Source organism: Arthrobacter sp. UYP6 (assembly GCF_040547315.1).
Classification (GTDB): domain Bacteria; phylum Actinomycetota; class Actinomycetes; order Actinomycetales; family Micrococcaceae; genus Arthrobacter_B.
Genome location: NZ_JBEPPM010000019.1, coordinates 15,252 through 34,311, shown reverse-complemented (window position 1 = coordinate 34,311; position 19,060 = coordinate 15,252). Strand labels below are relative to the sequence as shown.

The window sequence follows — 19,060 nt, the reverse complement described above, 5'->3', positions numbered from 1 at the left end:
ACGCTCCGGGCTGCGGGAATCTTTGAATGTCAGTGCCCAAAGGTACGTTTATTTTATGAACAGCTGGCATGAACTTCCCCACGCGGCCTTTGATCTTGAGACCACCGGCCGCGATCCGCAGACAGCACGCATTGTGACTGCATCCATCATCCTCGTGGACGGAGCGGGGGATGTCCTGCAGCACCATGAGTGGCTCGCCGCTGTGGAAGAGGAGATTCCCGCCGAAGCTGCTGCCATCCACGGTGTCAGCACGGAGCGGGCGCGCGCTGAAGGTCGGCCCGCGGCGGAGGTGACCGCTGAAATTGCGGGTGTGCTCGGCAGTATGTTTTCCGCCGGCATTCCAGTCCTGGCATTCAACGCCTCCTACGACTTCACCGTCCTGAACCGCGAATGTGAACGGTTTGGCCTCACCGCCCCGGCGCCCGCTCCCGTGATCGATCCCTACATCCTGGACAAGCAAATGGACCGGTACCGCCGAGGAAAGCGCACGCTGACGGCGCTGACCGAACATTACGGCGTCGGATTTGAGAATGCTCACACTTCAGCGGCGGATGTGATGGCCACACTCGGGGTTGCCCGGGCCCTGGCCGGGAAGTTCCCCGTGCTGCACGGTGAGGCGCAGCTGCTTCACCAGGCGCAGATCGGCTGGGCCAGCGAACAGGCCGCAAGTTTCCAGGACTACCTGCGCCGCAAGGATCCGGCGGCCGTCGTGGACGGAACCTGGCCCGCCCGCAGCTAAGCGCCCCGCCGTACCGGGCGGGTTCCCGCATCCGGGAAGCAACAACGCGTCACGGGACGCAACATAAAAGGAAGCCTGCTTCATACATCGGCAGGAATCATGCCCTGAGGCCTCTGCATGAGATACTTCTAGCTGTGTTAGGCGCTGATGGCGCCCCAGGCGTGCCCTGGAGAACCCCGTGGCGGGGTACCTCCTGAGGACCCGCGTCTCGTGCCACGTGATTGGCAGACACCTCCAGTTGGCCCCGGCACCCGGACGTGCCCGGCACCTCCGCGTGCCCAGGTAACTGCCCGCTGACCAGCCCCGATACATAGACCACGAGGATCAATGATCACAGTTACCGACCTGCGCAAGGTATACCGCCAGGGCGACCGAGACGTCACAGCGCTCGACGGCGTGAGCCTGAGCGTACCCAAGGGATCCATCCACGGGATCATCGGGCATTCCGGCGCCGGCAAGTCGACCCTGGTGAGATGCCTCACGCTGCTGGACCGGCCGACGTCGGGCTCGGTCACCATCGACGGACGGGAACTGACCGCGGTCAAGGATTCCGAAATCCGCACCGCCCGACGCCGAATTGGCATGGTCTTCCAGCACGCCAACCTGATGGACTCGCGCACAGCGGCAGCTAACATCGCCCACCCGTTGGAGCTGGCGGGGGCAAAAAAACAGGACATCAAGGATAAGGTTGCCGATCTTCTGCGCCTGGTGGGACTCGAAAGCTTCGCCGGCGCCTATCCGGCGCAGCTTTCCGGCGGACAGAAGCAGCGCGTGGGCATCGCCCGCGCCCTGGCCTCGGATCCGGACATCCTGCTCTGCGACGAGCCCACCTCCGCGCTGGACCCGGGCACCACTGATGACATCCTGGACCTGATCTCCGATCTCTCGCACCGGCTGGGCCTGACGGTGCTGATCATCACGCACGAAATGAACGTGGTGAAGCGCATCTGCGACTCCGTCTCGCTGCTCGAAGCCGGGCGCGTGGCCGAGCACGGCGCACTGAGCGAGGTTGCCTCAAACCTGGGCGGCCGGCTGGCCAAGCAGCTGATTCCGCTGCCGCCCACACCGTTTCTTCCCGGAGATCCCACGGGACCGGTCCTGGAACTGCTGCTCACCGGCGGCAACGCCACCGAGCCCGTCCTCTCCGCACTGACCCGTCGCTTCGACACGGATGTCAATGTTCTGGCCGGCAGCGTGGAAACCCTGGCGGGCAGGCGGTTTGGCCGCCTGCGGATCCAACTGGACGTGCACACGGATATGACTGCAGTAACCGACTATCTCGCCAATCAGGGCGTTGCCGTGGAGGTGGCCGCATGAACTTCCTGACAGAACTCTTCAACAATCCCGGAATCACCAAGGCCCTGCCTGATGCTCTGGTGGAAACCCTGCAAATGGTGGGGCTCTCCGGCCTCGTGACCGTGCTGGTTGGCCTTCCGCTGGGTATTTTCCTGCACACCAGTGCGCCCGGGGGGCTGCGGCCAATGCCCGTCACCAACCGCATAGTCAGCGACATCATCGTGAACATCACCCGGTCGGTCCCGTTCGCGATCCTGATGGTCACCCTCATACCGCTGGCACGGTTCCTCACCGGCACTTCAATTGGCCCGATCGCGGCGTGCGTAGCGCTGAGCATCGGCACCATCCCGTTCTTCGCCCGGTTGGTTGAAACCGCGCTGCGGGACGTTTCGGGTGGAAAGATCGACGCCGCACTGGTCATGGGCTCCACCAGGACGCAGGTCATCACCAAGGTCCTGCTTCCGGAAGCTATGCCGGGTCTGGTGGCTGCCCTGACCACCACCATGGTCACACTGGTGGGTTACTCCGCCATGGCGGGCATCGTGGGCGGCGGAGGCCTGGGCAAGCTGGCCTATAACTACGGAGTCCAGCGCTTCGACAGCGGGGTCATGCTGGTCACGATCATTGTGATCGTGGTGATTGTCCAGATCATCCAGATCGCCGGAGACATTGTGGCCCGCCGAGTGGATCACCGCTCCGCGGACGGCGGGGCCAAGCGCCGCCGTCGTACCGCAGCCGCCGGCCCCAACGCGGGGGCCGCTGCCGTGACCGGCAGTGCCTCCCCGGGCCCCAGCGAAACCAAGGACGGCGAGCCTGAAAGCCTGGGCTCAGCGGACGTCATCCGTTCCGCCCGCTAACCCGGCAAAAGCCTTTGCCCTGAAATTTTCAGCCCCCACAACCCCGCACCTGCGGGCGTGCGGGGTTGGCCGCAGCCAGTAGCCGCTAGCTGCCCACTGTCCGGTCCGGAAGTCTCCCGGCCCGGGTCACTTGAAAGGAACGCATCCGATGCGTAAATCACTGACCCTCGTTGCCACCGGCGTAGCCGCTGCCCTGGCCCTGTCGGCCTGCGGAGGCTCCGATGCCTCCAGCGAATCCGTCGACACCCTGGATCCGGCCAACCCGGTATCCCTGACGGTGGGCGCCAGCCCGCTGCCGCAGGGCCAGATCCTGGAGTACGTGGCCGACAACTTCGCTGCCGACGCCGGCCTGGACCTGGAGATCAAGGAGTTCGATGACTACGTCACTCCGAACATCGCCCTGAATGACGGCTCCCTGGACGCGAACTACTATCAGCACCTGCCGTACTTTGAATCCCAGGTTCAGTCCCAGGGCTACGACTTTGAGCACGGTGCAGGCGTCCACGTTGAACCGTACGCCGTGTTTTCGGAAAAGCTGAAGGACATCTCCGAGGTATCCGACGGTGCCCGCGTGGCCATCACCAACGATCCCTCCAACCAGGCGCGCGCCCTGACGCTGCTGGAAGAAGCAGGCTTGTTGGAGAACATCGACGCCGAGGCCTCGGTGCTCGCCCTGACGGACGAGCAGAACCCCAAGGGCCTGGACTTCGTGGAGAACCAGCCGGAGCTGCTGGTCAACGACCTCAGCGATCCCACCGTGGACCTGGCCATCCTCAACGGCAACTACATCCTGGCTGCCGGCCTGAGCACCGATGACGCCCTGCTGGTGGAGTCGGCCGAGGATAACCCGTACGCCAACTTCCTGGCCTGGAAGACCGGCGCCAAGGATGCCCGGATCGATAAGCTCGAAGAGCTGCTGCACTCCCCCGAGGTCAAGGCTTACATTGAAAAGACCTGGCCCAACGGTGCCGTGACCGCCGCGTTCTAGCAGCAGTCAACAGCCACAAAAACAAAGAACCCCGCACCTCCCGAAAGGAAGATGCGGGGTTTTTTGTGTGCCGGGCCCCTAGGGCCGGGCGTCTGCGGCAGCCTTGGCGGCCGCCGGCAGCGCGGCATAGATACGCTCCATTGCGGCGTCGTCGTGCGCGCCGGACAGGAACCATGCTTCAAAGACCGACGGCGGCAGGTACACGCCGGAATCCAGCATGGAGTGGAAGAACGGCTTGTAACGGAAGGACTCCTGCGCCTGGGCCTGATCGTAGTTGTGCACGCCGGTGGCCGAGGTGCCGAACGCAACGCTGAAGAGGTTTCCGGCACGCTGGATGCTGTGGTCCACGCCGGCCTCGGTCAGTGCAGCAGATACAGCAGTAGAAAGCTCGGTGCTGCGGGCATCCACGGTGGCGTAGACCTCCGGGGTTGCGGCTTTGAGCGTGGCGACGCCGGCGGCCATGGCAATCGGATTTCCGGAGAGGGTGCCGGCCTGGTAGACCGGGCCCAGCGGGGCGAGGTAATCCATCACATCGGCGCGCCCGCCCAGGGCTGCAACGGGCATGCCGCCGCCAATGACCTTGCCGAAGGTGAACAGGTCCGGCGTCCAGCCTTCATGTGCGCCGGTCAGGCCCCAGTAGCCGGCCGGGCCGGTGCGGAAGCCGGTGAGGACTTCATCCAGGATCAGCAGCGCACCGTTTTCGGTGGTGATCCGGGACAGGGCTGCGTTGAATCCGGGCTCCGGAGTGACCACGCCCATGTTGGCCGGCGCTGCTTCGGTAATAACGGCGGCAATGTCCGCACCGTGCTCGGCGAATGCCTTCTCCACGGCAGCAACATCGTTGTACGGCAGGACCAGGGTTTCGGCAGCGGTGGCTGCCGTGACGCCGGCGGAGCCGGGCAGTGCCAGCGTGGCCAGGCCGGAGCCGGCGGCTGCCAGCAGGCCGTCCAGATGGCCGTGGTAGCAGCCGGCAAACTTGATGACCAGGTTCCGGCCGGTGTAGCCGCGGGCCAGCCGGATGGCCGTCATGGTGGCTTCGGTGCCGGTGGAGACCATGCGCAGGCGCTTGACGCCGGGCACGCGGTCCATGACCAGCTGCGCCAGCTCGGCTTCAGCCGGAGTGGAAGCACCGAAGGACAGACCGTTGTCCACGGCTGTGTGCACCGCCGCGAGGACCTCCGGGTGGGAGTGGCCCACCAGGGCGGGGCCCCACGAGCAGACGAGGTCCACGTACTCGCGGCCCTCGGAGTCGGTAATGTACGGGCCCTTGGCGGAGACCATGAACCGGGGTGTACCGCCCACGGAGCCGAAGGCCCGCACGGGCGAGTTCACGCCGCCGGGCATCAGGGCGCGGGCGCGGTCGAAGAGTTCTTTGGAAGAGGTGGGTGTGGCAGGTGAGGGCATTACTTGCTTTCCTTCAGCCAGGCCGCCAGCTCGGTGGCCCAGTAGGTGAGAATCATGTTGGCGCCGGCCCGCTTGATGCCGAGCACGGACTCTTCAATGGCCCGACGGCGGTCAATCCAGCCGTTGGCCGCGGCAGCTTCAATCATCGCGTACTCGCCGGAGATCTGGTAAGCGCCCACGGGTACCGGAGACATGGCCGCAACGTCGGCCAGCACGTCCAGGTAGCTCATGGCCGGTTTGACCATGACCATGTCCGCGCCTTCCTCCAGGTCCAGCTCCACTTCCAGCAGGGCTTCGCGGCGGTTTGCTGCTTCCATCTGGTAGGTGCGGCGGTCGCCCTTTAGCTGGGAATCCACGGCTTCGCGGAAGGGGCCGTAGAACGCGGACGCGTACTTGGCGGCGTAGGCGAAAAGGGAAACGTCGGTGTGGCCGGCCTCGTCCAGTGCCTGGCGGATCACGGCAATCTGACCGTCCATCATGCCGGAGGGACCCAGTACATGGGCGCCCGCGCGGGCCTGCTCCACAGCCATCCGGCCGTATATTTCCAGCGTGGCGTCATTGTCCACCACGCCGTTTTCGTCCAGCACGCCGCAGTGCCCGTGGTCGGTGAATTCGTCCAGGCAAACATCGCTCATGATGACCAGGTCATCGCCCACTTCTTCGCGGACAGCGGTGATGCCGCGGTTGAGGATGCCGTTCGGGTCCGTGCCGGCACTGCCCACGGCGTCACGCTCTGAGGGAATGCCAAAGAGCATGATGCCGCCCACGCCCAACTCAACCGCTTCAGCGGCCGCCTTCTTCAGGGAATCCATGGTGTGCTGGAGAACGCCGGGCATGGAGGTGAGCGGGTTGGGCTCGCTGATGCCCTCGCGGACAAAGGCCGGGAGGATCAGCTCGGCCGGATCCAGCCGGTATTCGGCGGTCAGCCGGCGCATGGCCGGCGTGGTGCGCAGGCGGCGGGGACGGTGCTGGGGGAAGCTCATAGAGATAAATCTGCCTTCCGGTAATGAGGGGAAACTAGGTTGTAGGGCCCGTAGACATAGCAATAAAAAGAGCCTGCGCTATTCCCTCGGGCGTAGGCTGGTCCGCCACGGCATCCGGGGGACCTCCCAGTTCAGCCATCTGTGCGGCGGTACTGTCACCGATGGCAACAAGCAGTGTGCCGGGCGGTAACGGCGCGCAGAGCCGCAGGAAACGGCGGACTATGCTCGGCGAGGTGAGGACGACGGCGCGGGGGCCCGCGGGTGCGCCCGCCAGGAATTCCCGCGGGGTCAGCAGGATCTCCCGTCCATCGGTGCCGGCTTCGACCGCGGGCGTGAAACGGACCCCTGAGGCGGGGTGGTCCACGGTGCAGTACGCCGTCACCGCACGGACGTCCCAGCCAAGTGTGGTGAGGGCCTCGCGCAGCGCCGGATCCGCAAGGTCCGCCTGCGGCAGCAGGATGCGCAGCGCCCCGCCTTCCGGGCCGGAGTCCGCCGGGTGCGGCCAGGATTCAGCGAGCCCGCGGGCGGAGTGGTCGCGGTCGGGCATCAGGTCAACGTCCAGCCCAATCTCTTCCAGGGCCTTCCGCGTTCCGGTTCCGACGGCGGCAATACGCGTGTCAGCGGGGACGGCTGATGCAGCCGGAACGCCGAGGGCAGCGCAGCGCCGCACCATGGCACGCACCGTGGTCACGCTGGTGAAGATGACCCAGGCAAAACGTCCTGAGCGCAGCGACCTCAGCGCGGCGTCGAGCTCGCTCGTATCGGACGGAAATTGGAAGTCGATCAAGGGCATCAGCGTCACTTTGGCGCCGCGGCCCACCAGTTCGGCGGCCATCGCGGCCGCCCGGTCGGGGGTGCGCGGCAGCACAACGTTCAGGCCGGCCAAATCCGGCACGACCCGATCCCTGCCCACCTCAGCGGCTCCCGGAACGGTGCATTAGCTGACCGCTAGGTCCGTCAGGGACGCAGCACCGGCAGCGAGAAGGTCCTCGGCCAGACGGACGCCCAAGGCGCGGGCACCGTCTTCGTCCAGCTCGGCGGTGGCTGCGGACCGCCGCATGACCCTGGCTCCGTCGTCGCTGCAGACCACTGCCTCCAGGTGCAGGCGGGCCTCGGTCAGCGTGGCCAGGGCACCGATGGGTGCCGTGCAGCCGGCTTCCAGCCGGTTCAGCAGCGCCCGCTCGGCAGTGACCGTCAGGCGGGAGGCGTTGTTGTCATACGCAGCCAGGGCACGGCTCAGCGGGCCTTCCGCTGCGTCAGCTGTCCGGCACTCTACGGCCAGCGCGCCCTGACCGGGAGCAGGCAGCATGACGGAGGGGTCCAGGAATTCCGACACCATCTCCAGCCGGCCCAGACGGGCCAGCCCGGCCGCTGCCAGGACGACGGCGTCGAGGTCGCCGGGAACGCCCTCGATCAGCCCTGCCACACGGCCCAGGCGGGTGTCCACGTTGCCGCGGATGTCCACCACGTCCAGGTCCGGACGTGCGGCGCGCAGCTGTGCGGCCCGTCGCGGAGAGCCGGTGCCCACGCGGGCACCGTCCGGCAGCTGGGTTAGGGTCAGGCCGTCGCGGGCGCACAGGGCATCCCGAACGTCCACCCGGCCCGGAATGGCACCGATGGTGAGGCCTTCTGCTGCCCCTGTGGGCAGATCCTTGAGCGAGTGCACGGCCACGTCGCAGTCCCCGAGGAGCAGCGAATCGCGCAGCGCGGCCACGAAGACGCCGGTGCCGCCGATCTGTGAGAGCGCGGCCCGGTTAATGTCACCCTCGGTCCGGACCCGGACCAATTCAACCTCGAAGCCGCCCAGCTCAGCGAGTGCGTTGGCCACCGTGGTGGTCTGGGTGACGGCAAGGGCACTGCCCCGGGTGCCGATCAGAACGGGCGAATGCGCCACTACTCCACACCCACTGTGGAGTCAGCGCCGGCGATGGTTGGCTTCTCGCCGCGCAGGTTGGCGCAGCAGCCGGGACGACAGACGTCGTACCAGGGCCCAAGCTTCGTCAGGGCCGGGCGCTCGGCAATGTTGTGCTCGACGGTGCGCTCACAGAGCAGATCAACCAGTCCGGAAACGAAGGTCTCATGGATCCCGGGGGTGGGGGCGCGGTGCGCCGCCAGCCCCAAGTCCCGGCAGGTCTCCATGGCTTCGGTGTCCAGATCCCAGAGAACCTCCATGTGGTCGCTGACAAAGCCCAGCGGAACAATCACCACGCCCTTGACACCCTTGGCCGGCAGTTCGGCGATGGCATCGTTGATGTCCGGTTCCAGCCACGGGGTGTGCGGAGATCCGGAGCGGGACTGGTAGACCAGCTGCCAGTCCAGGCCGGCGGCCTCGGGGATGCGGTCCATAATGGCGCGGGCATTGGCGAGGTGCTGTGCCACGTAGGCGCTGGACTCCTCAAACTCGCGGTCCCGCGGGCCGGAGGCTTCGGCGTCGGCGGTGGGAATGGAGTGGGTGGAGAACAGGATTTCGATCGTCCCGCCTTCCTCGCCGCGCTCTGCGAGCTGCTCACGGACCTTGGCGAGGGAGTTGCGCACGCCCTCCACAAAGGGCTCCACAAATCCGGGGTGGTCGAAGTACTGGCGAACCTTGTCCACCTGCAGCTTCTTGTCCAGGCCTGTGGCCAGCAGGTTCATGCCCAGATCTTCGCGGTACTGGCGGCAGCTGGAGTACGAGGAGTACACGCTGGTGGTAACCATCAGCAGCCGGCGGTAGCCGGTGTCATAGGCTTCCTGCAGCACGTCTTTGATGTACGGCGCCCAGTTTCGGTTGCCCCACAGCACGGGGGTGTCGATGCCCCGGCGCTTCAGCTCGGCTTCCAGCGCAGCTTTGAGGGCCCGGTTCTGCTCGTTGATGGGGCTGATGCCGCCGTTGGCGCGGTAGTGAGTGGCTACTTCCTCAAGCCGCTCATCGGGGATGCCGCGGCCGCGGGTGACGTTGCGCAGGAACGGGATGACGTCTTCCTGCCCTTCCGGGCCGCCAAAGGAGGCCAGCAGGATGGCGTCATAGTGCTTGGGGGCCATCCGCCCGTTTTCGTCGACGCCGTCAAGCGGGTCGAAGGAAGCGGGCTCGTTGGTGGTGGGAGTGGTCATTTCAGTACCTCGGCAACTTCGGCGGCGGCGATGCGCCGACCGGTGTAGAAGGGGATTTCTTCGCGTACGTGGTTGCGTGCCTCGGTGGAGCGCAGGTGGCGCATCATGTCCACCAGATCCACCAGGTTGGGGGCTTCCAGGCCCAGGATCCATTCCCAGTCACCGAGGGCAAAGGACGCCACGGTGTTGGCCAGGACCTGGGGGAATTCGCGGCCGAGCATGCCGTGGTCACGCAGCATCTTGCCGCGTTCCTCGGCTGGCAGCAGGTACCACTCGTAGGAGCGGACAAACGGGTACACGCAGATCCAGGCTTCGGGATCGATGCCGCGTGCATAGGACGGCCAGTGGTTCTTGGAGAACTCCGCATCGCGGTGCACGCCCATGGCGGACCAGGCGATCTCGGTGCCGGTGAACAGGCCGGAACGGCGAATGTCGCGGATGGCCGACTGCAGGTCTTCGGCGCGGCCGCCGTGCAGCCACACCATGACGTCCGCGTCGGCACGCATTGCCGAGACGTCATACAGCCCGCGAAGGGTGACATGGCGGTCGGCCAGTTTTTCGGTGAGGGCCTCAAACGCCCTGACATTTTCCTCGGAATCGGCAGCCGCACCCGATGTTCCACCCACCGCGGACCGCTTAAAGACGGTCCAGAGGGTAAAGAACTGTTCTTCGGTGACGGCTGTTTCTGCGGTGCTCTGACCCATGGGCTCACTCATGATTAACAGTCTGCCCTTTTGGACAGCCTTAGACGAAATACTCCACTTCTACTTCTTGTAGAAAGTGATCAATGTCACAACCGGTCCAGCTGCTCCAGCAGGCCGGCAATTCGGGCGCGGGTATCAGCCGTAACGGCAGCCAGCCCGGTGCCGGCAAGCCACGCTCCCACCATTTCCAGCCCGGGCACCTCGTCAACGGCCGAGCGTACGGATGCTACCCGGTCACGGTGCCCGACGGCGGCGGACGGCAGGGCTCCAACCCACCGGACCACGTCCCAGCCCACCACGTCGTCAACCCCCAGCGGCACCTGGAGCAGCACCGAGGCGTCCGCCAGAGCCTGGGCAAAGAGGTCATCGTCCTCCCGGTCCACGGGGCTTGTCCGCGGCGCCGCAGCAGAGTCTTCGGCGCTGAGTGCCCGCCCGTAGGAGAGCCGCAGCACGTGCGTTCCCGGCCCGGTGGAGTCGGCTAGCCACTGCCATTTCGCAGTGGCGTGGGTCAGGGCTTTCGCATCCACGGCGTCGACGTCTGCGGCAACGAGCACACCTGTGCCGCGCGGATGGGCATCCAGGTCCGGCTGGTCCACCACCAGGGTGACCAGGGCGACGCCGGGTCCGGCACCCGGGCGGGCCGCCGCCAGTCCGGGAACGCTGCCGGCCAGCAGATCAACTGCGGCGGGGCCGTCGGTGGCGATGACCAGCACGTCAGCGGACACTGTCTCCTGCGCGGGCGCTGCTCCCTCCGAGGAAACGGTGAGTGCCGACGCGGAAACCAGCCAGCCGCTGCCACTGCGTTCCACCGATTGCACAGGGGTAGCTGTGTGCAGACTTGCGCCCAGGGCCAGCAGGTCCTTTTCCAGGGCGCGGGTGAGCGTGCCCATGCCGCCGACGAGCCCGCCAACCGCTGAACCGGCAGGTGCGGCCGCACGCATGGAGGCCACGGCAGCGGCCAGCGATCCGTGGTGAGCGAGCGCAGCACGCAGTCCCGGGGCCACTGAGTCCACGTCCAGGGCGTCCGGATCCGAGGAATACACGCCGCCCACTACAGGCGCCACCAGCCGGCGCAGCACCGCGTCACCCATTCGGGCACGGACAACTTCGCCCAGACTCGCGGTTTCACGGCGGGCCAGACCACCCACGGGCAGTACCTTATCCAGTGCGGCGCGCGCTGAGCCCGTGCGTCCGATCGCCTGAACAATTTCGGGCGCCCGGGGATCGGCGGGAATGCCGAGCAGCCCGCTCTGCGGCATCCGCTGGGCCGCGGCAGCAACATCGTCGCCGGCCAGCTGCAGCCATGCGCCGCTCCGGTTGGGCTGGACAACAGCGTCTTCCAGGCCCAGTTCCCCCACCAGGTCGGGCACGGCCCGCGACCGTGTGGCGAAGGATTCCGCCCCGCTGTCCAGGGTCAGCCCGGCGACCTGATGCGTGCCTACGCAGCCGCCCAGCTCGGGTCCGGCTTCGAACAGGGTCACGGACAACCCACTGCTGGCCAAATCACGGGCAGCGATCAGCCCTGAGATGCCACCGCCCACCACAACGGCGGTGAGCGGTGTCTCTGCGGGCACCGCCGGTTCAGTCTCCGGGTTGGATTTACGTGCTGCCGGAAAATGGGGAAGAACGGATCGGTGCGGCATGGTTACGGCTCCACCGAGTGGATGAGCTCGACCACCCGCGTCAGGACGTCCGGATCGGTCTCCGGCGGAACGCCGTGGCCCAGGTTGACGACATGCCCGGGAGCGGCTTCCCCGGCAGCCAGAACCTCGCGGACATGCGCTTCAAGGACGGGCCAGGGGGCGTTCAGCAAGGCCGGGTCGATGTTGCCCTGCAGCGGCGTGTTACCGCCGAGCCGGCGGTTGGCTTCGTCCAGCGGCAGCCGGTAGTCAACGCCCACCACATCCACGCCCACGTCGCGCATGGCGCCAAGCAATTCGGAGGTTCCCGTACCGAAGTGCACCAGCGGCGCACCGAGGTCGCGGACGTGGTCCAGTGCCCGGCCCGAGGCCGGTGCCACGTGCCGGGTGTAATCTGCCAGTCCCAGTGAGCCCGCCCAGGAGTCGAAGAGCTGTCCGGCGCTGGCACCAGCTTCGAGCTGTGCACGCAGGAACATGCCGGAAGCGTCCGCTGCCCACTGCGTCAGGGCGCTCCAGGCGTCCGGGTCGGCATGCATCATGGTGCGCGGACCGAGGTGATCGCGGGACGGCTTGCCCTCCACCATGTAGGCGGCCAGCGTAAACGGTGCACCGGCGAAACCGATCAGCGGTGTCTTGCCGAGCTCGGCAACGGTCAACCGGACCGCCTCACGGATCGGTTCCAGTGCGTCCTCGGTGAGGACGGGCAGAGCCGCCACATCGGCGGCGGTGCGCACCGGCGTGCCCAGCACGGGTCCGACGCCGGGGACAATGTCCACGTCCACTCCGGCCAGCTTGAGGGGAATGACAATGTCGGAGAAGAAGATTCCGGCGTCCACGTCGTGCCGGCGAACCGGCTGCAGGGTGATTTCGGAAGCCAGCGCCGGATCCAGGCAGGAATCCAGCATCGCGATTCCCTGCCGCAGCTTGCGGTATTCGGGCAGCGACCTTCCGGCCTGGCGCATGAACCAGACCGGCCGGCGGGACGGAGTGCCACCCCGGTAGGCGGTGATCAGGGGGGAATCGGCCGTGCGGCCATCCATGAGCGGATGAGAGGCGCTAAGAGTCATACCCTGATTCTCTCCAAAATCCGCCGGGAAGGATAACCGGGCCGCCGGGAGGTACCCCGGAGAGCCTCAGAGGTGATGGGAAACACGCACCTAAAGGGGCTAAGGTTAGGGCGCCCTATTGGGGTGAACACAGAGTCGGTGGCTAGTATTGAGACACTGTGGTTCTACTTTCCTTAATTGCGACGCACTCCGATGTTGACCTGGAAACCGTTGCCCGCCTCAGCGCCGGCGCCTCCCAGGTCTCCTCCTCCCTGCTCGAAACCGGTTCGGCGGTGACCGGATCCGTGGTCCTGGCCACCTGCAACAGGTTCGAGGTTTACTGCGAGGCCAAGTCGGAGGCGGACGTCGAAGCCGCCCGTTCCGCCGTCGTCGCAGAAATCAGCCGGCACTCCGGCCTCACCAAGGACCTGGTGTCCCGTTCCTTTGCCACAAATACCGGTGAATCCGTGGCCCAGCACCTGTTCGCCGTGGGCGCAGGCCTGGATTCCGCCGTCGTGGGCGAACGCGAAATTGCCGGCCAGGTCCGGCGTGCCCTGATCGAAGCCCAGGAAAAAGGCACCGCCAGCGGCGGCCTCACCAGACTTTTCCAAACGGCCTCCCGCACATCTAAAGATGTTGGAGCGCTGACAGCCCTCGGCAAACGGGGGCTGTCCATTGTGTCTGTGGCCCTGGAGCTGGCCTCGGATCTTTCCCTCGACGTGGACTGGTCCCGGAAGGACGTTGTGGTGTTTGGCACCGGCGCTTACGCCGGAGCCACCATGGCTCTGCTGAAGGAACGCGGCTGCACCCGTGTCAGCGTCTATTCCTCCTCCGGCCGCGCTGAGTCCTTCGCTGCTTCGCGCGGCGGCACTCCCCTGACCCGCGACTCGCTGCCGGCTGCGCTCGCCGCAGCGGACGTGGTGATCGGCTGCAGCGGAAGCGAGAGCCAGGTCAGCGCAGATGATATCCGCCGTGTTCGGGCGTCCAGCAACAAGCCGCTGATCATCATCGATCTGGCCCTGACCCACGATTTTGAGCCCGACGTCCGGGAAGTGAACGGCGTGGACCTGATCACCTTGGAATCGGTACGCCTGGCAGCACCGGCAGAACAGGCAGAATCCCTGAAGCAGGCCAGCGGCATTGTGGCCGACGCGGCCAAGGCCTTCTCGGAACTGCAATTGAGCCGGCAGATGGATTCCGCGATCGTGGCCCTTCGCCGGCACACGCTGAACGTCCTGGATTCCGAGCTGGAGAAAGTCCGTGCACAGCACGGCTGCACCGGCGCTGCCGAAGAGGTGGAGTTTGCCATGCGCCGCATGGTCAAGCAGCTGCTGCACGTACCCACCGTCCGCGCACGCGAACTGGCCGCCAGCGGTCAGCAGGATGAGTACATCAAGGGCCTCGAAGCCCTGTTTGGAATTACGCCTGACCATCCGGTGGAGCGCCGCCGCGCCGCCGCTGCGCCCCACGGAACAGTAACCGGACACCCCGACGCCTCCCCGGCAGGAACCTCCGACGACTCACTGGACGGCACGGACACCGCAGCGTCCGCCTGAAACGGGCTGACCCAACAGGCGCTGCCGATCAGCTACGGCGTTCCGTGAACACTGCTCAGTAAACACTGCTCAGTAAACGTTCTTGGCCGGTTCGATCTCTCGAACCCATTCCAGGATGCCACCGGCCACGTTGAACACCCTCGGGTAGCCCTGCCCCCGGAGGAAGGCTGCCACTTCCGCTGAACGCCCTCCGGACTTGCAATGCACGTAGAGCTCCCTGCTCCGCTCGGGAAGGTTATCCCCCGAGAGAATCCCGGCGCGCGGCATCAGTACCGCACCGTCAATGTTCACGATCGCGTATTCCCCGGGTTCGCGGACATCCAGCAGGTCAAAATCCCGCTCTCCTGACGAGCGTGCGGCCAGCAACCGCTGCAGCTCACGAACGCCGATGTTGGGAACCGCCGGCACCTCCCGACCCTGTGATCCGCCGGCAGCCGGCATTCCGCAGAAGGCCTCGTAGTCCTCTTCCAGCGCGGTGACAGCCACCGCCGAGGGGTCTTTACGGACCCGGATTTCCCGCCACGACATGTCCAGGGCATTGAGCACCAGGACCCGGCCCAGCAGGGTCACACCGGTTCCGGTAATCAGCTTTACCGCCTCGTTGACCATGACCGCGCCAATTTGGGCGCACAGCACACCGAGCACTCCCCCTTCGGCGCAGGAGGGAACCGACCCCGGCGGCGGGGCCTCGGGATACAGATCGCGGTACGTCGGCCCGTGCTTTCCCCAAAAGACGCTGACCTGACCGTCGAAGCGCAGAATCGATCCCCAAACATACGGCTTGCCCAGGATTTCCGCAGCGTCATTGACCAGATAGCGGGTGGCAAAGTTGTCCGTCCCGTCCAGAATCAGGTCATACCCGGGAAAGATCTCCAGTGCATTGGCCGCGTTTAGTCGTACCGGATGCAGCTGGACGTTGATCAGGGGGTTCAGCTCCCGAATGCTCCGGCGTGCGGACTCCGCTTTGGACGTACCCACGTCCGAAACTCCATGGATGACCTGGCGCTGCAGGTTGGACGCGTCCACGGTGTCGTCGTCGACTATTCCCAGCGTTCCCACGCCCGCTGCCGCCAGGTAGAGCAGAGCCGGGGACCCCAGTCCACCGGCGCCAATGACAAGGACCCGGGCATTCTTCAGCCTTTGCTGGGCCTGCATGCCGAACTCAGGAATGATCAGGTGCCGGGAATACCGCAGCGTTTCCTCGCCTGTCAGCCCGATCGCGGGTTCAACCAGCGGCGGCAGTGCCGCGATTAGCTCAGTCATGGCTCCCAATCTAGTACCCAAACGTGCTGCAGAACCGGTTGGACGTATTACCCGCGGGTAAACTGAAGTCCGTTGTCCGGGCACCTTGGCCCGGAGTCGTTGAGAGGTCCGTACACGTGAGCAACCAGCAAACCGGCAAGCCGACCAGGCTCCCGCGGGAGGAACGGCGACGCCAGCTGTTGAGCGCCGCGCAGGAGGTCTTCGTCAGCAACGGCTTTCATGGCGCGGCCATGGATGACATCGCCGAAGCTGCGCGGGTCAGCAAACCGGTCCTCTACCAGCACTTCCCCGGCAAGCGTGAACTGTACCTGGCGCTGCTTGAGGATCATTTGGGCACTCTCACCCAATTCCTCACCACCGCATTGAACTCAACCACCGACAACAAGCTGCGTGTGCGGGAAACCATGCGCGCCTACTTCCTCTTCGTGGCGCAGGATAGCCAAGGACACCGGCTGGTTTTTGAATCCGATCTCACAAATGATGTGGAAGTCAGTGCCCTGATCGAGGAATTCAACGCCCGGTTTGCCAACAGCATTGCCGGCGTCATCGCCGAGGACACAAAGCTCTCCCCTGTGGAGGCAACCCTGCTCGGCCGTGCTTTGGCCGGAATGGCCCAGGTCAGTGCGCGCTTTTGGCTGGAGACTGACGGTGACTTGGACATCGATGCGGCATCTGAGCTTGTCTACCGTTTAGCTTGGCGCGGAATCAGCCGGTTCCCCAAGGAGATCTAGAGTAGATTTCGAAGCAGCTACGTTTCATTAATACAGGAGGCACCACGGTGGAAGTAAAAATCGGCATTCAGAACGTTGGCCGCGAAATTGTCTTTGAATCGAGCCAGACCGCCGACGCCGTTGCTGACGTTGTGGCAGAGGCCCTGAACGGTCAGAAGGAACTGCGTCTGAAGGATGACAAGGGCCGGCTCATCATGGTTCCTGCCGGAGCCATCGGCTACGTGGAAATTGGGGCTGAAGAGGTTCGACGCGTCGGTTTCGGCGCACTCTAGGCTCGAGTACGTAAGGTCCGAATCGGAGAGCCGAAACGATGATCAGCCTCATTGTGACAGCCTTGGCCGCACTGGCAGCCGGATTCATCCTCCGGGGCGCAGACCAGCGACGGTCCCGCTACGGTGTTTTGCTGCTGCCCGGATTGTCATTGGCTGTTGCCATGGTGCTGTGGGTTGCCCTGCAGCTGGCAGGCATCGGCTCCGATCCGGACCTTTACTGGCTTATCTGGGTCCTGCCTCCGGTGGCCGGCGGCGTCAGTGCCCTCATCACCGCGCTTGCACTGGCGCCCCGGCGCGAAGCGAAGGACACTGCGGCTCTGGAACGGGCCCTGCGGCTCTAGCCCTCTTTGCCCTGCGCTTCGGGTTCCTGTTCGGCCAACAGGGCGCCAAGTTCCCGCGCCAACACAGCACCCGCCGCCTTCTGCCCGGCGTCCGTGAAATGCCTGCCGTCCGCCAGCTGGGTGCCCAGGGAATAACGGTCCCACCAGTCCCCCACGCTCAGGAACTGCACTCCCTTGCTCGCCGCGGTGTCCGCCAGCAGATGGTCCACTGCGGTCCGCTGGCTCCCGTAGTCGGTCAGCGGTGAGGAAATGACGCCCACCATCACCAGTCGCGACTGAGGGTAGGTCCGCCGCATTTCGTCAATCATGTCCGCGGCTGCCGCTGCGATTTGACCATCGGTGGACGTGCCGGCGTCGTTCCCCCCGCCCTCCAGGACCACCAGCGCGGGATCTCCCCACGGAAGCAGCCACTGCTGATGGAGAAGTGCTGTGCGGTAACTGCCCACGTTCCCGTTGCCCACGGTGTAGCCGGTGCCTCCGGCGCCCCGCAGGATGGTCCGGTAGCCGAGCGCTTTCAAGCCCTGGTCCACCCAGGTATCCGGTCCGGTCTGGGAATCGCCAACGACGACGGCGGATTCCGCGACGGCATTGTCCAGGGTCATAATCCGGTTCAGTTCCGGCACCCGGATCAGCGAACCGTGCTCAAAGTCAGTGCGGAACGCTTTCATGAACGGATATTCCGTTCTCAAGGGCGCTCCCAGGGACAACACCTGGGCCATGGACACTACTTGTGCAGCTGCCGCCGGGTCTAATGCAGGGGCGGGCACTGCGGTTTGGACGGGTTCGGCGGAATGGACGGGTTCGGCGGTTTGCGCGGAAACCCGCGGGGAGGGTTCCTCTGCGGCGCTGCCAGACGGGGAGGGCAACAGCGCAGCCTGCACCTCGGGCAGGTTCCATAGCGGGCCACAGATGAAACCCAAGGCCAAGAGAAGCGCTCCTGCACAGGCCCACAACAGAGCGCGCCTTGGTACAGATAAGCCGGCCATGCCACCCCAACGACTTTCCGGCGCCCTTACAGGGACCATCTGCGGTTCACTCCGGCTGACGAGACCGTGCTGCGGCCGGTGTTCTCCCGGCCTGCCCAGCGTATAGCCCGGTGGCGCCGCGCGGAAGACCCACTTTCAGGCCGTGGGAGCAGGCTCAGGGCCCCAATCACGTGTTGAGCGGCCGCGCCTAGGCGGTGAGGCCAAGCCGGCTCATCCGGCGGGAATGGTTGCGGGTGAGCGCAGCGAACAGTGCTTTGAGCTCGTCTTCGTAGGCTCCCTGATCCGTATCCTGCAGCAACCCTCCCAGAACCGCCCGTTCGAGCACCACGCGCTGGGCCTGGGTCAGGGCCTCGCCGACAAGCCGCCGGCCCCACAAGGCCAGTCGGGAGGCGAGCCGTGGATCATCGGAGAGCGCCTGCTGCAGCCTCGCTTCGAGCACCTCCCCTGCGGGCTCGGCTTCCTGCAGCCCCAGCACCAGCTCGGCAGTGACCGGATCCAGCCGGGCAGCCACCGACTGGTAGAAATCATCGGAGATGGCATCAGTGACGTAGAACTTCATCAGCGACTCAAACCAATCCGCGGGTCTGGTCCGATCGTGGAAGGCATCCACCGACGGCTGGAACGGAAGCATAGCAGTCTCGGGATCCAGTCCCAGTGTCCGCAGATGGTCACTCACGCGTTCAAAATGCTCGTATTCACGCACCGCCAGGCGGGCCAGGACCGTGCGGTCATGCAGCGTCGGTGAAAAACGGGCGTCCGAGGACATACGTTCAAAGGCGGAGAGCTCGCCGTACGCCATGACGCCAAAAAGGTCCGACAGGAAACGCCGGTAGATATCTTCGGGGTCCGACGGTACCGGGCTCTGGGCAGAATCTAGGTCGGGGCTGCTCCGGTTTGTCATGGACCCCAGCGTACCGCCGGCGCAGGAGGAAACCGCAGTCACGGGCCCGATGCTTCGTCCGCATCCCTTCCGTACCGAACCAACCGCGCGCCGCTTGCTCCAATGCGCGGCCTAAGGCACCCACCGGGTAGACTTGAAGGGTAGTAAAAGGATGCCCGGTCGTCTTGTACACCTCTGATAGACCTTAGCCAGACCCGCAATACCTACGCGATCTTGATATTTTGGCCGCCGCCCGTGCCCGATGCACCGCGGCGGACCTGCAG

Annotated in this window: 18 protein-coding genes and 1 pseudogene; 8 read left to right on the top strand and 11 right to left on the bottom strand. The window is 65.6% G+C overall.

Annotated features, from left to right (window positions below):
* Nucleotides 1-55 precede the first annotated feature (55 nt).
* The 4 genes and pseudogenes from ABIB35_RS15210 (at nucleotide 56) to ABIB35_RS15195 (ending at nucleotide 3,880) form a co-directional block, all read left to right on the top strand.
* On the top strand, nucleotides 56-739 hold the full coding sequence (locus ABIB35_RS15210) for a 3'-5' exonuclease (protein ID WP_354182566.1): 684 nt from the start codon (nucleotides 56-58) through the stop codon (nucleotides 737-739).
* Between the two features lie 327 nt (nucleotides 740-1,066).
* A complete protein-coding gene (locus tag ABIB35_RS15205; RefSeq protein ID WP_354182565.1) occupies nucleotides 1,067-2,056 on the top strand; it encodes a methionine ABC transporter ATP-binding protein in 990 nt (329 codons plus the stop codon).
* A pseudogene (locus tag ABIB35_RS15200) lies at nucleotides 2,053-2,730 on the top strand (methionine ABC transporter permease); the annotation flags it as partial. The gene ABIB35_RS15205 and the pseudogene ABIB35_RS15200, both read left to right, overlap by 4 nt.
* Before the next feature lie 310 nt (nucleotides 2,731-3,040).
* Nucleotides 3,041-3,880, top strand: coding sequence for a MetQ/NlpA family ABC transporter substrate-binding protein (locus ABIB35_RS15195; protein WP_354182564.1), 840 nt, complete (start codon nucleotides 3,041-3,043; stop codon nucleotides 3,878-3,880).
* Nucleotides 3,881-3,958: 78 nt separating this feature from the next.
* Here the strand turns inward: ABIB35_RS15195 and hemL are convergent, their stop codons facing one another.
* The 8 genes from hemL to hemE form a co-directional block, all read right to left on the bottom strand.
* Entirely contained in the window at nucleotides 3,959-5,284 is a 1,326-nt protein-coding gene (gene hemL / locus ABIB35_RS15190; protein ID WP_354182563.1) for a glutamate-1-semialdehyde 2,1-aminomutase, read from the bottom strand.
* Nucleotides 5,284-6,267: a porphobilinogen synthase gene (gene hemB, locus ABIB35_RS15185; RefSeq protein ID WP_354182562.1), complete on the bottom strand. Its 984-nt coding sequence runs from the start codon at nucleotides 6,265-6,267 to the stop codon at nucleotides 5,284-5,286. The genes hemL and hemB overlap by 1 nt, the downstream gene beginning before the upstream one ends.
* A gap of 34 nt (nucleotides 6,268-6,301) precedes the next feature.
* Entirely contained in the window at nucleotides 6,302-7,162 is an 861-nt protein-coding gene (locus ABIB35_RS15180) for a uroporphyrinogen-III synthase (RefSeq protein WP_354182561.1), read from the bottom strand.
* A gap of 42 nt (nucleotides 7,163-7,204) precedes the next feature.
* Nucleotides 7,205-8,161 carry a hydroxymethylbilane synthase gene (gene hemC, locus ABIB35_RS15175; RefSeq protein ID WP_354182560.1) on the bottom strand — a complete coding sequence of 319 codons (957 nt, stop codon included), beginning with the start codon at nucleotides 8,159-8,161 and terminating at the stop codon, nucleotides 7,205-7,207.
* On the bottom strand, nucleotides 8,161-9,357 hold the full coding sequence (locus tag ABIB35_RS15170; RefSeq protein WP_502915807.1) for a ferrochelatase: 1,197 nt from the start codon (nucleotides 9,355-9,357) through the stop codon (nucleotides 8,161-8,163). The genes hemC and ABIB35_RS15170 overlap by 1 nt, the downstream gene beginning before the upstream one ends.
* A complete protein-coding gene (gene hemQ / locus ABIB35_RS15165) occupies nucleotides 9,354-10,073 on the bottom strand; it encodes a hydrogen peroxide-dependent heme synthase (protein ID WP_354182559.1) in 720 nt (239 codons plus the stop codon). The genes ABIB35_RS15170 and hemQ overlap by 4 nt, the downstream gene beginning before the upstream one ends.
* A gap of 74 nt (nucleotides 10,074-10,147) precedes the next feature.
* The gene (gene hemG, locus ABIB35_RS15160; RefSeq protein WP_354182558.1) at nucleotides 10,148-11,704 is read right to left on the bottom strand and encodes a protoporphyrinogen oxidase; all 1,557 of its coding nucleotides are present in this window, start codon (nucleotides 11,702-11,704) and stop codon (nucleotides 10,148-10,150) included.
* A 2-nt stretch (nucleotides 11,705-11,706) separates the two neighbouring features.
* Entirely contained in the window at nucleotides 11,707-12,768 is a 1,062-nt protein-coding gene (gene hemE, locus ABIB35_RS15155; RefSeq protein ID WP_354182557.1) for a uroporphyrinogen decarboxylase, read from the bottom strand.
* A 158-nt stretch (nucleotides 12,769-12,926) separates the two neighbouring features.
* Between hemE and ABIB35_RS15150 the strand changes: the two genes are divergently transcribed.
* Complete coding sequence (locus ABIB35_RS15150) at nucleotides 12,927-14,303, top strand: glutamyl-tRNA reductase (protein ID WP_354182556.1); 1,377 nt, start codon at nucleotides 12,927-12,929, stop codon at nucleotides 14,301-14,303.
* A gap of 69 nt (nucleotides 14,304-14,372) precedes the next feature.
* Here the strand turns inward: ABIB35_RS15150 and moeB are convergent, their stop codons facing one another.
* On the bottom strand, nucleotides 14,373-15,566 hold the full coding sequence (gene moeB / locus ABIB35_RS15145; RefSeq protein ID WP_354182555.1) for a molybdopterin-synthase adenylyltransferase MoeB: 1,194 nt from the start codon (nucleotides 15,564-15,566) through the stop codon (nucleotides 14,373-14,375).
* Nucleotides 15,567-15,682: 116 nt separating this feature from the next.
* On the opposite strand from moeB, the gene ABIB35_RS15140 reads away from it, so the two are divergent.
* The 3 genes from ABIB35_RS15140 to ABIB35_RS15130 are packed head-to-tail and all read left to right on the top strand — an operon-like array spanning nucleotide 15,683 to nucleotide 16,910.
* Nucleotides 15,683-16,297 (top strand): TetR/AcrR family transcriptional regulator, encoded by a 615-nt coding sequence (locus tag ABIB35_RS15140; RefSeq protein ID WP_354182554.1) that lies wholly within the window; start codon nucleotides 15,683-15,685, stop codon nucleotides 16,295-16,297.
* Between the two features lie 47 nt (nucleotides 16,298-16,344).
* Complete coding sequence (locus ABIB35_RS15135; protein WP_354182553.1) at nucleotides 16,345-16,569, top strand: DUF3107 domain-containing protein; 225 nt, start codon at nucleotides 16,345-16,347, stop codon at nucleotides 16,567-16,569.
* Nucleotides 16,570-16,607: 38 nt separating this feature from the next.
* Entirely contained in the window at nucleotides 16,608-16,910 is a 303-nt protein-coding gene (locus ABIB35_RS15130) for a hypothetical protein (RefSeq protein ID WP_354182552.1), read from the top strand.
* Here ABIB35_RS15130 and ABIB35_RS15125 read toward each other — a convergent pair.
* Both ABIB35_RS15125 and ABIB35_RS15120 read right to left on the bottom strand, forming a co-directional pair.
* Nucleotides 16,907-17,578 carry an SGNH/GDSL hydrolase family protein gene (locus ABIB35_RS15125; RefSeq protein ID WP_354182551.1) on the bottom strand — a complete coding sequence of 224 codons (672 nt, stop codon included), beginning with the start codon at nucleotides 17,576-17,578 and terminating at the stop codon, nucleotides 16,907-16,909. The genes ABIB35_RS15130 and ABIB35_RS15125 overlap by 4 nt on opposite strands.
* A gap of 505 nt (nucleotides 17,579-18,083) precedes the next feature.
* The gene (locus ABIB35_RS15120) at nucleotides 18,084-18,797 is read right to left on the bottom strand and encodes a ferritin-like fold-containing protein (RefSeq protein ID WP_354182550.1); all 714 of its coding nucleotides are present in this window, start codon (nucleotides 18,795-18,797) and stop codon (nucleotides 18,084-18,086) included.
* Nucleotides 18,798-19,060: the final 263 nt, after the last annotated feature.

What these genes read in the sequence shown, in the direction of transcription:
- hemG (WP_354182558.1), bottom strand. Translation starts at nt 11,704, where the DNA reads ATGCCGCACCGATCCGTTCTTCCCCATTTTCCGGCAGCACGTAAATCC.
- ABIB35_RS15130 (WP_354182552.1), top strand. Translation starts at nt 16,608, where the DNA reads ATGATCAGCCTCATTGTGACAGCCTTGGCCGCACTGGCAGCCGGATTC.
- hemE (WP_354182557.1), bottom strand. Translation starts at nt 12,768, where the DNA reads ATGACTCTTAGCGCCTCTCATCCGCTCATGGATGGCCGCACGGCCGAT.
- ABIB35_RS15210 (WP_354182566.1), top strand. Translation starts at nt 56, where the DNA reads ATGAACAGCTGGCATGAACTTCCCCACGCGGCCTTTGATCTTGAGACC.
- ABIB35_RS15120 (WP_354182550.1), bottom strand. Translation starts at nt 18,797, where the DNA reads ATGACAAACCGGAGCAGCCCCGACCTAGATTCTGCCCAGAGCCCGGTA.
- hemQ (WP_354182559.1), bottom strand. Translation starts at nt 10,073, where the DNA reads ATGAGTGAGCCCATGGGTCAGAGCACCGCAGAAACAGCCGTCACCGAA.
- ABIB35_RS15205 (WP_354182565.1), top strand. Translation starts at nt 1,067, where the DNA reads ATGATCACAGTTACCGACCTGCGCAAGGTATACCGCCAGGGCGACCGA.
- hemL (WP_354182563.1), bottom strand. Translation starts at nt 5,284, where the DNA reads ATGCCCTCACCTGCCACACCCACCTCTTCCAAAGAACTCTTCGACCGC.
- ABIB35_RS15125 (WP_354182551.1), bottom strand. Translation starts at nt 17,578, where the DNA reads ATGAAAGCGTTCCGCACTGACTTTGAGCACGGTTCGCTGATCCGGGTG.
- hemB (WP_354182562.1), bottom strand. Translation starts at nt 6,267, where the DNA reads ATGAGCTTCCCCCAGCACCGTCCCCGCCGCCTGCGCACCACGCCGGCC.
- moeB (WP_354182555.1), bottom strand. Translation starts at nt 15,566, where the DNA reads ATGACTGAGCTAATCGCGGCACTGCCGCCGCTGGTTGAACCCGCGATC.
- ABIB35_RS15195 (WP_354182564.1), top strand. Translation starts at nt 3,041, where the DNA reads ATGCGTAAATCACTGACCCTCGTTGCCACCGGCGTAGCCGCTGCCCTG.
- ABIB35_RS15170 (WP_502915807.1), bottom strand. Translation starts at nt 9,357, where the DNA reads ATGACCACTCCCACCACCAACGAGCCCGCTTCCTTCGACCCGCTTGAC.